Origin of the sequence: Thermomonas sp. LB-4, assembly GCF_036409385.1 — a bacterium.
Taxonomy (GTDB): Bacteria; Pseudomonadota; Gammaproteobacteria; order Xanthomonadales; family Xanthomonadaceae; genus Thermomonas.
The window spans coordinates 25211-37656 of the sequence record NZ_JAXOFT010000013.1 but is presented as its reverse complement, the minus strand read 5'-3'; the positions used below and the strand labels follow the sequence as shown (position 1 = coordinate 37656).

General features: G+C 68.6%; 16 protein-coding genes and 1 tRNA gene. 5 read left to right on the top strand and 12 right to left on the bottom strand.

Features of this window, described 5'->3' with window-relative positions:
* Nucleotides 1-13: 13 nt before the first annotated feature.
* The 3 genes from SPK54_RS09695 to rplM all read right to left on the bottom strand — a co-directional run bounded on the left by SPK54_RS09695 (nt 14) and on the right by rplM (nt 1053).
* A tRNA-Gln gene (locus SPK54_RS09695) sits at nt 14-88 on the bottom strand.
* A gap of 131 nt (nt 89-219) precedes the next feature.
* Nucleotides 220-612, bottom strand: a complete 393-nt coding sequence (gene rpsI, locus SPK54_RS09690) for a 30S ribosomal protein S9 (RefSeq protein WP_330947699.1) — start codon at nt 610-612, stop codon at nt 220-222.
* A gap of 12 nt (nt 613-624) precedes the next feature.
* Nucleotides 625-1053, bottom strand: coding sequence for a 50S ribosomal protein L13 (gene rplM / locus SPK54_RS09685; RefSeq protein WP_187571610.1), 429 nt, complete (start codon nt 1051-1053; stop codon nt 625-627).
* A 180-nt stretch (nt 1054-1233) separates the two neighbouring features.
* Between rplM and coq7 the strand changes: the two genes are divergently transcribed.
* Complete coding sequence (gene coq7, locus SPK54_RS09680) at nt 1234-1878, top strand: 2-polyprenyl-3-methyl-6-methoxy-1,4-benzoquinone monooxygenase (protein ID WP_330947698.1); 645 nt, start codon at nt 1234-1236, stop codon at nt 1876-1878.
* Between the two features lie 31 nt (nt 1879-1909).
* Here coq7 and SPK54_RS09675 read toward each other — a convergent pair whose 3' ends face one another.
* Nucleotides 1910-2470, bottom strand: coding sequence for a YaeQ family protein (locus tag SPK54_RS09675; protein WP_330947697.1), 561 nt, complete (start codon nt 2468-2470; stop codon nt 1910-1912).
* A 113-nt stretch (nt 2471-2583) separates the two neighbouring features.
* Between SPK54_RS09675 and SPK54_RS09670 the strand changes: the two genes are divergently transcribed.
* Nucleotides 2584-3117 carry a hypothetical protein gene (locus SPK54_RS09670; RefSeq protein ID WP_330947696.1) on the top strand — a complete coding sequence of 178 codons (534 nt, stop codon included), beginning with the start codon at nt 2584-2586 and terminating at the stop codon, nt 3115-3117.
* 60 nt (nt 3118-3177) lie between these two features.
* Here SPK54_RS09670 and speD read toward each other — a convergent pair whose 3' ends face one another.
* Nucleotides 3178-3969 carry an adenosylmethionine decarboxylase gene (gene speD / locus SPK54_RS09665; protein ID WP_330947695.1) on the bottom strand — a complete coding sequence of 264 codons (792 nt, stop codon included), beginning with the start codon at nt 3967-3969 and terminating at the stop codon, nt 3178-3180.
* A 193-nt stretch (nt 3970-4162) separates the two neighbouring features.
* On the opposite strand from speD, the gene crp reads away from it, so the two are divergent.
* Both crp and SPK54_RS09655 read left to right on the top strand, forming a co-directional pair.
* Nucleotides 4163-4843, top strand: a complete 681-nt coding sequence (crp, locus tag SPK54_RS09660; protein WP_330947694.1) for a cAMP-activated global transcriptional regulator CRP — start codon at nt 4163-4165, stop codon at nt 4841-4843.
* Nucleotides 4844-4864: 21 nt separating this feature from the next.
* Nucleotides 4865-5335, top strand: coding sequence for a GNAT family N-acetyltransferase (locus tag SPK54_RS09655; protein ID WP_330947693.1), 471 nt, complete (start codon nt 4865-4867; stop codon nt 5333-5335).
* An 82-nt stretch (nt 5336-5417) separates the two neighbouring features.
* On the opposite strand, the gene SPK54_RS09650 is transcribed toward SPK54_RS09655, so the two are convergent.
* From SPK54_RS09650 to SPK54_RS09620, 7 genes are all read right to left on the bottom strand, one after another.
* On the bottom strand, nt 5418-6140 hold the full coding sequence (locus tag SPK54_RS09650) for a haloacid dehalogenase-like hydrolase (protein WP_330947692.1): 723 nt from the start codon (nt 6138-6140) through the stop codon (nt 5418-5420).
* A complete protein-coding gene (gene trpC / locus SPK54_RS09645; RefSeq protein WP_330947691.1) occupies nt 6137-6940 on the bottom strand; it encodes an indole-3-glycerol phosphate synthase TrpC in 804 nt (267 codons plus the stop codon). Before trpC ends, SPK54_RS09650 begins: the two co-directional genes overlap by 4 nt.
* A gap of 36 nt (nt 6941-6976) precedes the next feature.
* On the bottom strand, nt 6977-8014 hold the full coding sequence (trpD, locus tag SPK54_RS09640; RefSeq protein WP_330947690.1) for an anthranilate phosphoribosyltransferase: 1038 nt from the start codon (nt 8012-8014) through the stop codon (nt 6977-6979).
* Nucleotides 8015-8016: 2 nt separating this feature from the next.
* Entirely contained in the window at nt 8017-8595 is a 579-nt protein-coding gene (locus SPK54_RS09635) for an aminodeoxychorismate/anthranilate synthase component II (protein ID WP_330947689.1), read from the bottom strand.
* A 1-nt stretch (nt 8596) separates the two neighbouring features.
* Entirely contained in the window at nt 8597-10087 is a 1491-nt protein-coding gene (gene trpE / locus SPK54_RS09630) for an anthranilate synthase component I (RefSeq protein ID WP_330947688.1), read from the bottom strand.
* A gap of 306 nt (nt 10088-10393) precedes the next feature.
* Nucleotides 10394-11071 (bottom strand): ribulose-phosphate 3-epimerase, encoded by a 678-nt coding sequence (gene rpe / locus SPK54_RS09625; RefSeq protein ID WP_330947687.1) that lies wholly within the window; start codon nt 11069-11071, stop codon nt 10394-10396.
* Entirely contained in the window at nt 11068-11460 is a 393-nt protein-coding gene (locus SPK54_RS09620) for a DnaJ domain-containing protein (RefSeq protein ID WP_330947686.1), read from the bottom strand. The genes rpe and SPK54_RS09620 overlap by 4 nt, the downstream gene beginning before the upstream one ends.
* A gap of 70 nt (nt 11461-11530) precedes the next feature.
* Between SPK54_RS09620 and SPK54_RS09615 the strand changes: the two genes are divergently transcribed.
* The gene (locus SPK54_RS09615; RefSeq protein WP_330947685.1) at nt 11531-12427 is read left to right on the top strand and encodes a phosphoribosylaminoimidazolesuccinocarboxamide synthase; all 897 of its coding nucleotides are present in this window, start codon (nt 11531-11533) and stop codon (nt 12425-12427) included.
* Nucleotides 12428-12446: the final 19 nt, after the last annotated feature.

Here is a 12446-nt window from a genome sequence, read left to right as displayed (position 1 = left end):
GCGACTTCGTATGTGGCAGCCCCGGATGGATTCGAACCACCGAATGCCTGAGTCAGAGTCAGGTGCCTTACCGCTTGGCGACGGGGCTATGGAGCTAATTGTACCGCGTTCGGAATGAAGTGGAACCCAACGCGGCTTGCCGTTTTCCGGCGGAGGCAGGCAGGCAGCGGGCGTCGACGACGTCCCCGATGCCGGCGCGCCAGCGCCGGAAGGCGGCGATTAGCGCTTGGAGAACTGGGTCGCGCGACGGGCCTTGTGCAGGCCGACCTTCTTGCGCTCGACTTCGCGGGCGTCGCGGGTCATGAAGCCCGCCTTGCGCAGCTCGGTCTTCAGGGTTTCGTCGTACTCGACCAGCGCGCGGGCGATGCCCAGGCGGATCGCGCCGGCCTGGCCGGTGGTGCCGCCGCCGGTGGTGGTGACCACGATGTCGAAGCTTTCGGTGTTCTTGGTCAGCTCGAGCGGCTGGCGCACGATCATGCGCGCGGTCTCGCGGCCGAAGAACTCGTCCAGCGGACGGTCGTTGACGGTGATGTTGCCGCTGCCCTTGCGCAGGAACACGCGGGCGGTGGAGGACTTGCGGCGGCCGGTGCCGTAATTCTGGGTGATAGCCATGATGATCGTGCCTTAGAGTTCGAGCGGCTGCGGCTGCTGGGCGGCGTGCGGATGCTCGGCGCCGGCATAGACCTTGAGCTTGCGGTACATGGCGCGGCCCAGCGGGCCCTTCGGCAGCATGCCCTTGACCGCGATTTCGATGACGCGCTCCGGGTGGCGCTCCAGCGCCTGGCCCAGCGACTCCGTCTTCAGGTTGCCGATGTAGCCGGTGAAGCGGTGGTACATCTTGTCCTGCAGCTTGTTGCCGGTCACCGCGATCTTGTCGGCGTTGATCACGACGAGGTAATCGCCGGTGTCGACGTGCGGGGTGAAAACGGGCTTGTGCTTGCCGCGCAGGCGATAGGCCAGTGCTGCGGCCAGACGGCCCAGGGTCTTGCCCTCGGCGTCGACGACGTACCAGTCGCGCTGGACGGTCTCGTTCTTGGCGATGAAAGTCTTCATTGGGAACTCTTGTTCAGGGGTACCTGGTCGGGCTGGTTCCGCTTCGCGGAACGGCGCCTCGCGTTGTTTTTCCGTACTGGCGGGGCATGCCCGGGCACGAAAGAAGCGGAATCATACACGCAGGCCCGGCCACAGGCAAGCCGCCAGCGGCCCCGACCGCACACGGCCTAGAATGCGCGGATGGACACGCTACGCCACCTCGGCCCGCTGGACCGCCTGCTGAATTCGACCCAGAACGCACTGTCCACGGTGCTGGGCACGCCGCGCGCGCAGCGGCGCAACCCCGGCGCCGACGCGCCCGCTGCCGCACTGGACGCCGGCGAGCGCCGCCATGCCGCGGGCCTGATGCGCATCAACCACACCGGCGAAGTCTGCGCGCAGGCGCTGTACATCGGCCAGGCCGCGGTGGCGCGCGATCCGGCCACCCGCACCCACCTGCTGGAAGCGGCGCAGGAGGAGACCGACCACCTGGCCTGGTGCGCCGACCGCCTGCGCGAGCTGGACAGCCAGCCCAGCCTGCTCAATCCGCTGTGGTACGCCGGCAGCTGGGCGATCGGCGCGGCGGCCGGGCTGCGCGGCGACGGCTGGAACCTGGGTTTCGTGGTGGAAACCGAGCGCCAGGTCGAGGCGCATCTCGCCGAACACCTGCAGACCTTGCCGGAGGCCGACGCGCGCAGCCGCGCGATCCTGTCGGTGATGAAGGACGACGAGGCCCGCCACGCCGACAACGCGCTGGCGGCCGGCGCGCGCATCCTGCCGCCGCCGATTCCGACCCTGATGGCGGCGATGTCGACGGTGATGAAGACGGTGGCCTACCGGCTCTGAGCCGGCATCGCGCGGCACGCACCCGGCCGCCTCAATCCGTCAGGACCACCCCGTCCACCATCCGCATGCGCGGACGCATCGATATGCTGCGCGCGGCATCCATCAGCTGCAGTTCGCCGTCCTGGATCATCGCGGTCACCCGCATCCCGCGCTCTAGCAACGGGGTCGCCGCCGCCACCGCCGCGTCGTCCAGCTCCATGACGGTCAGATTGCGCAGCCGGGCCAGCGCCGGCGCATTGCGTTTCCACCAGGCGTCGGCCGCCTGCCCGCCATAGCCCACCACCACCACCTGCGCCGCGCGCCCGCTGGCCTTGCGCAGGCGGCTCTCATCCGGCTGCCCGAGTTCGATCCACTGCAGGATGTCGCCGGTGTAGTCGCGCCGCCACAGCGCCGGCTCGTCCTCGTCGCTGAGCCCGCGGCCGAACTCCAGGCGCTCGTCGGCATGCAGAGCGAACGCCAGCAGCCGCACCAGCAGGCGGATCTCGGTTTCCGACGGGTGCTGGGCCAGCGTCAACGCATGGCTGGCGTAGTAATGGCGATCGAGGTCGGTGACCTGCAGTTCAACCTTGTAGATGGTGGCGTTGGCGGCCATGGCGCGTCCCTGGGCCACTCGGCCGGGCTGAAAGGGCGCCATTCTACGGGTACGCCGCCGCGGGCCTGCCGGCGCGACGTATGCTGCGCACCGGACGCACACAGGAAGGCGCGATGGCCAGCCACGAATACGATCCCGACGACAACTTCGGCCATGCCTTCCACGCCCGGGCCGACGTGGACGGGGACGACGCGCTGGAAACCGTGGCCTGGCAATTCCTGCTGCTGGCCAATCCGGACGACGAAGACGCGGCCCTGCAGCAGTTCGCCGCCTTCAGGCAGGCACTGGACAATGCCGGCGACGACGCCGATCCGGGCGTGCTGCTGCGCGCGGCGATCGATTGGCAGGCCGGCTTCCACGTGCCGGAAGACGATGCGCAGGGCCTGATGGAGGCGCTGGACGAGCTGGTGGCGCGCTGGCGGCTGCGCATCGACTGGGGCCTGGACGACGATGCGCCGGCGCCGCCGGACACCACTGCGCTGCTGCAGACGGCGTTCACCCAGCTGCGCGAATACCACTACAGCCTGTGGACGGTTGAAACCGGCGAAGCCACCCTGGCCGGCTGGATCACCCATGAGCGCGACGAGGAGGCGATGCAGCTGGTGGCCAGCGCCCTCGGCATGTCCGCACGGCCCGGCGTCGGCTGAGGCCCGCCACGAAAAAAGCCGGCGTGCGCCGGCTTCTCCGGACTCGCGGACCCGTCGGTTTCAGTCGATCAGGTTGCGGCCGTGGTAGAGCTCCTCGATCTCGCGCTTGAGCCGCGCCTCGATCTTCATGCGCTCCTTGAACGACAGGTTGCGCGCCTTCTCCTCGAACAGGTACTGGTCGAGGTCGAAGTCCTTCAAATGCATCTTGGTGTGGAACATGTTCTCCTGGTAGACATTCACGTCGAGCATTTCGTAGCGCGCGCGGATGTTCTTGGCCAGGTAGTCCTGGATGGAATTGATCTTGTGGTCGATGAAGTGCTTGCGGCCCTTCACGTCGCGGGTGAAGCCGCGCACGCGGTAGTCCATCACCACGATGTCTGATTCCAGCGACTCGATCAGGTAGTTCAGCGCCTTCAGCGGCGAGATCACGCCGCAGGTGGACACGTCGATGTCGGCGCGGAAGGTCGCGATGCCGTTGTCCGGATGGGTCTCCGGATAGGTGTGCACGGTGATGTGCGATTTGTCGAGGTGGGCGACCACCGCGTCGGAGATCACGCCCTTGGCGTCGGCCTTGTCGATCACCGGCTGCTCGGAGATCAGGATCGTCACCGACGCACCCTGCGGGTCGTAGTCCTGGCGCGCGATGTTGAGGATGTTCGCGCCGATGATCTCCGCCACGTCGGTGAGGATCTGGGTGAGGCGGTCGGCGTTGTATTCCTCGTCGATGTACTCGATGTAGCGCCTGCGCTCGTCCTCCGACGCCGCGTAGCACACGTCGTAGATGTTGAAGCTGAGCGACTTGGTGAGGTTGTTGAAGCCTTGCAGCTTCAGGCGCGGCAGCGGTTTGACCACGGCGGTTGGCTTCCAGCGGAAACGGGACAGACCGGCGATTATGCGGCAAAGCGCGCAGCCGCGCGTGGAGGCGCGCCCGCGCGGGGCGCCCGCGGGTGCCCGCCGCGGGCGCGCCACGGCCACCGGGCGGCCCGATAGTTTGCCCGCCGTCACGGTTCGGCCTAAGCTTGGGTATTCCAGAATGTCCGCCTGAATGAGCAGCAAAGCCCCCAAGACCGCCATGCCGCGCGCATTCAACCCTCTGGGCGCCGATGCCGAGACGATCGGACGCTTCATTGCAAACTGCCATCGCCGCAAGTACCCGGCGCGCAGCGAGGTGTTCCATCCGGGCGATCCCGCGGGCACGCTCTACTACATCATCTCCGGTTCGGTGAGCATCACCACGCGCGAGGACGACGACCGCGAGCTGGTGCTGGGCTACGTGGGGCCGGGCGAATTCGTCGGCGAAATGGGCCTGTTCGTGGAAACCGAACAGCGTGGCGTGGCGCTGCGCACGCGCACCCCCTGCGAGCTGGCCGAGATCAGCTACGAGCGCCTGCAGGCGCTGCTGGTGGCACAGGCCAACGACGCCACCCGCCTGCTGTACTCGATCGGCGCGCAGATCAGCCAGCGCCTGCTGGACACCAGCCGCAAGGCTGGCCGACTGGCCTTCCTCGACGTGACCGACCGCATCTACCGCACCCTGTTCGACCTGTCGCGGGAGCCGGAGGCGATGACCCATCCGCTGGGCACCCAGCTGCGGGTGTCGCGGCAGGAACTGGCGCGGCTGGTCGGCTGTTCGCGCGAGATGGCCGGGCGCGTGCTGAAGAAGCTGCAGGCCGATGGCAAGCTGCACGCCCGCGGCAAGACCGTGGTGGTCTACGGCACCCGCTAGAACCCAAGGAGCAGTCCGCGCATGAGCCATGCATTCTCTCCCGGCCACCATGCCCCGGACGTGGACCTGCGCAACGCGGTGCCGGCGGATGCCGACGACGTGGCGCACCTGCTGGCCGAGCTGGGCTATCCCTGCGACCTGGCCGATGCCTCCGAGCGGATCAGCGCGATCCTCGCCAACGACCGCCAGGCGCTGGTGCTGGCGCGCCGTAACGGCGCGGTCTGCGGGATGATGGCGCTGGATTTCATGTATTACCTGCCACTGGGCACCACCACCTGCCGGGTCACCGCGCTGGTGGTCACCCCCAGCGCGCAGGGCATGGGCATCGGCCGGCACCTGCTGAAGGAAGCCGAGCGCCGCGCCCGCAGTGGCGGCGCCGCACGCATCGAGCTGACCTCCGGCGCGCAGCGCACCGAAGCACATGCCTTCTACCAGGCCTGCGGCTACAGCGGCAGCTCGGTGCGCTTCGTCAAGGCGCTGGGCTCGGCGTAATCACTTCGGCAGGAGCGCCTTGCTTCGGCGCGATGCGCTTGCAGGAACCCGCGGAAGCATTCTCGCCCCCTGCGGTGCGCACCTAGCGGACGGGTTCACCGGCGCGGCCGGGGCAGCCCCAGTTGAGGATGGGCGTGCCGGCCGGCAGCACGCGCCGGAACATCGCCACCCGCGCCGCCTTCGGGTTCACCACCACCGGCTTTCCAGCCGCCTGCAACAGCGGCAGGTCGGCGCTGCTGTCGGAGTAGGCGCTTGCCACCGGCGCGGTGTAGCCGGCGGCGCGGATCATCGTCATCTTCATCGCGTGGTGGCAGTGGCGCAGCGCGCCCATGGCGCCCAACTTCGGCCCCAGCAGGGTGCCGATCACCGGCACGTCCTCATGCGCGACGAAGGCCAGGATCGCCCGCGCCAACTCCGGCGGCGCGCCGGTGGCGACCAGCACGCAATCACCGCGCTCGCGATGCTGCTGGAACACGTCCAGCGCCAGCGGCAGCAACCGCGCCTTGATCTGCTCTGCGTGGGTGACCACGTAACGGTCGATCAGCGCATCCAGCGCAGCGCGGTCACGCACACCCAGCGTGCCCACCCAGACGAATACCGAGATGCCGGCGCGGCGCGTGCGCAGCCACGCCACCATCGGCCCCGCCACCGGCGCCACCAGCAGCGCCAGCAGCACCCGCCACCAGTTGCGCTCGATCAGCCATTTGAACAGGTGGCTGCCGGAATCGCCGTCGTACAGGGTGTGGTCGAAATCGAACACCACCAGCGGCGCATCGCCCTGCGGCGGCGGGTAGCGCTGGCTCATGCAGACGCCCGGCCGTCGAACAACCCGCGCAGCGCGGCGCCGGGATCGGGCTGGCGCATGAACGCTTCGCCGACCAGGAATGCGTGCACGCCGGCATCGCGCATCAGCGCCACGTCGGCGGGCGCGAGGATGCCGCTCTCGGTCACCAGCAGCCGGTCCGCCGGCACCATCGTCTTGAGGTCCAGCGTGGTCTGCAGCGATACCTCGAAGGTCTTGAGGTTGCGGTTGTTGATGCCCAGCAGCCGCGCCGGCACCGGCAGCGAGCGCTCCAGCTCGTCGATGTCGTGCACCTCCAGCAGCACGTCCATGCCCAGCTCGGCGGCGATGAAGGCGAACTCGGACAGCTGCGCATCGTCCAGCGCGGCGGCGATCAGCAGCACGCAATCGGCGCCCAACACCCGCGCCTCGTACAACTGGTACGCGTCGACGATGAAGTCCTTGCGCAGCACCGGCAGCGCGCAGGCCGCGCGCGCCTGTTGCAGGTAGGCATCGCTGCCCTGGAAGAAATCGACGTCGGTGAGCACCGACAGGCAGGCCGCGCCGCCGGCCTCGTAACTGCGGGCGATCGCGGCCGGATCGAAATCGGCGCGGATCACGCCCTTGGAAGGGCTGGCCTTCTTCACCTCGGCGATCACCGCCGGCTGGCCGGCCGCGATCCTCGCCAGCACCGCATCGGCAAAGCCGCGCAGCGGCGGCGCACGGCCGGCGCGGGTCTTCAACTCGAACAACGAGACTTGTTCGCGACGCGCGGCCACTTCTTCGTGCTTGCGGCGCAGGATGGTGTCGAGGATGGTGCTCAAGATGGACTTCCGGTAAGTACGGGGAGGCGGGGTGGATCAGCCCTGGTCGGCCAGCGCGCGGCTGGTGGCGACGTACTGCTGCATGCGCGCACGCGCGCTGCCGTCGGCGATGGCCGCGCGGGCGCGGGCCAGGCCATCGGCGATGCTGTCGGCTACGCCGGCCACGTACAGCGCCGCGCCGGCATTGAGCGCGACGATGTCGTTGGCCGGGCCGGGCCGATTGTCCAACACCGCGCGCAGCATGGCGATGGATTCTGCCGGGTCGGCCACCTTCAGGTTGCGGCTGGCCGACATGGCGATGCCGAAATCCTCGGGATGGATCTCGTATTCGCGCACATTGCCGTCGCGCAGTTCGCCCACCAGCGTGCCGGCGCCGAGCGAGATTTCGTCCATGTTGTCGCGCCCCCACACCACCAGCGCGCGCTCGGCACCCAGCTCGTGCAGCACGCGCGCCTGGATGCCGACCAGGTCAGGGTGGAACACGCCCATCAGGATGCGGGTGGCACCCACCGGGTTGGTCAGCGGGCCGAGGATGTTGAAGATCGTGCGCACGCCCATCTCGCGGCGCACCGGCGCCACCACCTTCATCGCCGGGTGGTGGATGGGCGCGAACATGAAGCCGATTCCGACCTCCTCGATGGCGCGCGCCACCTGCGCGGGCTGCAGTTCGATCGCCGCGCCCAGCGCCTCCAGCGCGTCGGCGCTGCCGGATTTCGAAGACACGCTGCGATTGCCGTGCTTGGCCACCCGCGCGCCGGCCGCGGCGACCACGAACATCGCGCAGGTGGAGATGTTGAAGGTGTGCGAACCATCGCCACCGGTGCCGACGATGTCGACCAGCCGGGTCTTGTCGGCCACCTCCACCGGCCGCGCGAACTCGCGCATCACGGTGGCGGCGCCGGCGATCTCGCCCACCGTTTCCTTCTTCACCCGCAGCCCGGTGAGGATGGCCGAGGTCAGCGCCGGCGACACTTCGCCGCGCATGATCTGGCGCATCAGGTCGACCATTTCGTCGAAGAAGATCTCGCGGTGTTCGATGGTGCGCTGCAGGGCTTCCTGCGGGGTGATGGGCATGGTCAACGCTCCAGGAAGTTCTTCAGCAGCGCGTGGCCGTGCTGGGTAAGGATCGACTCCGGATGGAACTGCACGCCTTCGACCGGATACTCGCGATGGCGCAGGCCCATCAGCTCTTCCACGCTGCCGTCGTCGTTCTCGGTCCAGGCGGTGGCTTCCAGGCAATCGGGCACGCTGGTTTTCTCCACCACCAGCGAGTGGTAGCGGGTGGCCTCGAACGGCGTCGGCAGGCCGGCGAACGCGCCTTTTCCTTCGTGGTGGATGGGCGAGGTCTTGCCGTGCATGATCCGCCCCGCGCGCACCACCTTGCCGCCGTAGACCTGCCCCAGCGCCTGGTAACCCAGGCATACGCCGAACACCGGGATGCGCGGACCCAGCTCGCGCAGCACGTCGAGCGACACCCCCGCCTCGTTCGGCGTGCACGGCCCCGGCGAGATCACGATCTTGTCGGGGGCAAGCGCCTCGATCTGCGCCACGCTGAGCGCGTCATTGCGCTCCACCCGCACCTCCGCGCCGAGTTCCTGCAGGTACTGCACGAGGTTGAAGGTGAAGCTGTCGTAGTTGTCGATCATCAGCAGCATGTCAGAGCCCCCTCGCCGCCTGCGCCACGGCGCGGAACAGCGCGCGGCCCTTGTTCATGGTTTCCTGCCATTCGGCGTCGGGATCGGAGTCGTAGACCACGCCGCCACCGGCTTGCACGTGCAGCATGTTGTCCTGGATCACCGCGGTGCGGATGGCGATGGCGGTGTCGGCATCGCCGTGCCAGCCGATGTAGCCAACCGCGCCGGAATAGACGTTGCGCTTGACCGGCTCCAGCTCGCGGATCACTTCCAGCGCGCGGATCTTGGGGGCGCCGGACACGGTGCCGGCCGGGAAAGTGGCGCGCAGCACGTCGGCGTAGGACAGGCCCGCCCGCAGGGTGCCGGTGACCTCGCTGACGATATGCATGACGTGGCTGTAGCGCTCGATCACGAACTGCTCGCCCACCTTGACGCTGCCGGCGGCGCTGATCCGGCCGACGTCGTTGCGGCCCAGGTCGATCAGCATCAGGTGCTCGGCGCGCTCCTTGGGATCGGCCAGCAGTTCGGCTTCCAGCGCCAGGTCCTCCTCCGGGGTCTTGCCGCGCGGGCGGGTGCCCGCGATGGGCCGCACGGTGACGGTGCCGGTGCCTTCCGCATCGAACTGGAGGCGGGCCAGGATCTCCGGCGACGAGCCCACCACCTGGGTGGCACCGACGTCGAGGAAGTACATGTACGGCGACGGATTCAATGCGCGCAGCGCGCGGTATACGTCGACCGGGCGGGCGCTGAACGGCACCGACAGGCGCTGGCTGGGCACTACCTGGAAGATGTCGCCGGCACGGATGTACTCCTGCGCCTTGCGCACCACCGCGTGGTATTCCTCGCGGGTGAAGCTGGAGCGGAAATCGGACTCGTCGATCGCCGCCGGCACCAGCGTTTCCGGATACGGCGCGCCGCTCTGGCGCAGGCGATGCGCCAGCGCGTCCAGCCGGCGGTTGGCGCGCGCCCATGCCTGCGGCTCGCGCGGGTCGGCGTGGACGATCAGGTACAGCCGGCCCTTGAGGTTGTCGAACACCGCCAGCTCGTCGCTGAGCATCAGCAGGATGTCGGGCGTGCCCAGCGCATCGGGATTGGCATGCGCGCACAGGCGCGGCTCGATGTATTCGATGCACTCGAAGCCGAACCAGCCCACCAGCCCGCCGCTGAAACCGGGCAGGCCGTCGATCTTCGGCACCCGGTGGGCGGCGCGCAGGCGCTCCACCTCGGCCAGCGGGTCGTCCAGTTCGCGGGTTTCCACCACCTCGCCGTGCTCCAGCACGCGCAGGGTGTGGCCGCGCACTTCGTACACGCGGCGCGCCGGCAGGCCGATGATCGAATAGCGGCCGAAGCGCTCGCCGCCTTCCACCGATTCGAACAGGTAGGTATGCGGGCCGTCGGCCAGCTTCAGGTAGACGGACAGCGGAGTGTCGAGGTCGGACAGCACCTCGCGCACCACCGGGACAAGGGTGTAGCCGTCAGATGCGTACTGGTCGAACTGGGCGTGCGTGGTCACGGAGGACGTCCTTCGAAAGATGCGTGCAGGCGAACGGGGCGGCATTGCCACGCCACCATCGCCAGCTGCGCTCGAAAGACGGGTTCGCCCGGTTCATCGGCCAACTTTAGCCGCAACCCGGCGCGTCATGCAAACCACTTTCCGTCATGTCGATGTCACGCCCAGGCGGCAGCATTGGAGTCCATCGCAGGGACGAAGGACGGGCAGGACGCCCACCCATTCCGCCGGCGCCACTACCCGGCACCGGCAGCGGCAGCAGGTTGCGAGGCGGCCGCAAACACAGGCTTCGCCCGTGCCGCGCCGGGCTCAACGCGCGGCGACCACCGCCTGCTTCATCGCCGCGATCGTGGCGGCATAGTCCGGCTTGCCGAAGATGGCGCTGCCGGCGACGAAGGTATCGGCGCCGGCCTTCGCGATCTCGCCGATGTTGTCCGGCTTCACCCCGCCGTCGATTTCCAGCCGCACCGGCCGGCCGCTGGCGTCGATCATCGCCCGCACCTTGCGCAGCTGCTTGAGCGCGGACGGGATGAACGACTGGCCGCCGAAGCCGGGGTTCACCGACATCAGCAGCACGTAGTCGATCTCGTCCAGCATGGTGTCCAGCACGTCCAGCGAGCTGGCCGGGTTGAACACCAGCCCGGCCTGGCAGCCCTTCGACTTGATCAGCTGCACGCTGCGGTGGACGTGCTTGCTGGCCTCGGGGTGGAAGCTGATGTGCGAAGCGCCGGCATCGGCGAACATCGGGATCAGCCCGTCCACCGGCTCGACCATCAGGTGCACGTCGATCGGCGCGGTGACGCCGTGCTTGCGCAGCGCCTCGCAGACCAGCGGGCCGATGGTCAGGTTGGGCACGTAGTGGTTGTCCATCACGTCGAAGTGCACCCAGTCGGCGCCGGCGGCCAGCACGTTGTCCACTTCCTCGCCCAGCCTGGCGAAGTTGGCGGACAGGATGGACGGGGCGATGACGGTCGATTGCGTGCTCATTGCTTTCTCAGCTTCCGGATGCGGTCGTAGGCGGCGTTGATCTCGCGCGACTTGGTTTCGGCGAGCTTCTGCAGGTCGGGCGCGGCACCGGCCACGCGGTCGGGGTGGTACTGGCTCATCAGCCGGCGGTAGGCGCGGTCGATCTCGGCGTCGCTGGCGTTGGCCGGCAGGTCGAACACCCGGTAGGCCCAGTCGACGTCGGCGTTGCCGCTGGCGTCGGCCTGCTGGTCCTGCGCGCGCGGCCTGCGCTTCTCCCCCCGGCGCGGCGGGGAGAACCAGTCGTGGTCGAAGGCATAGCCCACCAGCAGGCCCAGCAGGCCGCCCACCGGATGGCGCAGCAGCAGCCAGCCGGCGATGAAGCCCAGGAATTGTCCGTACCAGCGTCGCATCCCCGCAGTTTACAGGGCCGCGGGGCGGCGCCGGCCTTAAACTAGGCGCCCCACCGCAGCGCACGCAACCATGGCCACCACCCTGCTCCAGTCCGACCTGCCCGGCCTGAACCTGGTCCACCGCGGCAAGGTCCGCGATGTGTTCGACCTCGGCGACGGCCACCTGCTGATGGTGGCGACCGACCGCCTGAGCGCGTTCGACGTGGTCCTGCCCGACCCGATCCCCGGCAAGGGCGAGATGCTCTGCCAGATCAGCAACTTCTGGTTCGAGAAGACCGCTCACATCATCGCCAACCACCTGACCGGGATCGATGTCGCCAGCGTGCTGCCGGCCGGCGTGGACGCGGCGCTGTACGCCAGGCGCGCGGTGGTGACCAAGAAGCTCAAGCCCGTCCCGGTGGAATGCATCGCCCGCGGCTACATCATCGGCAGCGGCTGGAAGGACTACCAGCGCACCGGCGCGATCAGCGGCATCGCCCTGCCTGCCGGGTTGCAGCAGGCGCAGCAGCTGGCCGAACCCATCTTCACCCCGTCCACCAAGGCGGCGGTGGGCGACCACGACGAGAACATCGATTTCGCCGCGGCGGTCAACTTGGTCGGCCGCGAGCAGGCCGAAGCGGTGCGCGATGCGACGCTTGCGATCTATGCCTTCGCCCGCGACTACGCCGCGCAGCGCGGGATCATCCTGGCCGACACCAAGTTCGAGTTCGGCACCGACGCCGACGGCAAGCTGTACGTGATGGACGAGATGCTGACCCCGGATTCCAGCCGCTACTGGCCGGCCGACGCGTACGCCGTCGGCACCAGCCCGCCCAGCTACGACAAGCAGTTCGTGCGCGACTATCTGGAGACGCTTCCCTGGGACAAGACCGCGCCCGGCCCGCGCCTGCCCGCCGAGGTCATCGAACGGACCCGCGCCAAGTACGCCGAAGCGCTGCAGAAGTTGGCCGGCATCAGCATCGATTGAAGTTGAGGCGTCGGGCGCG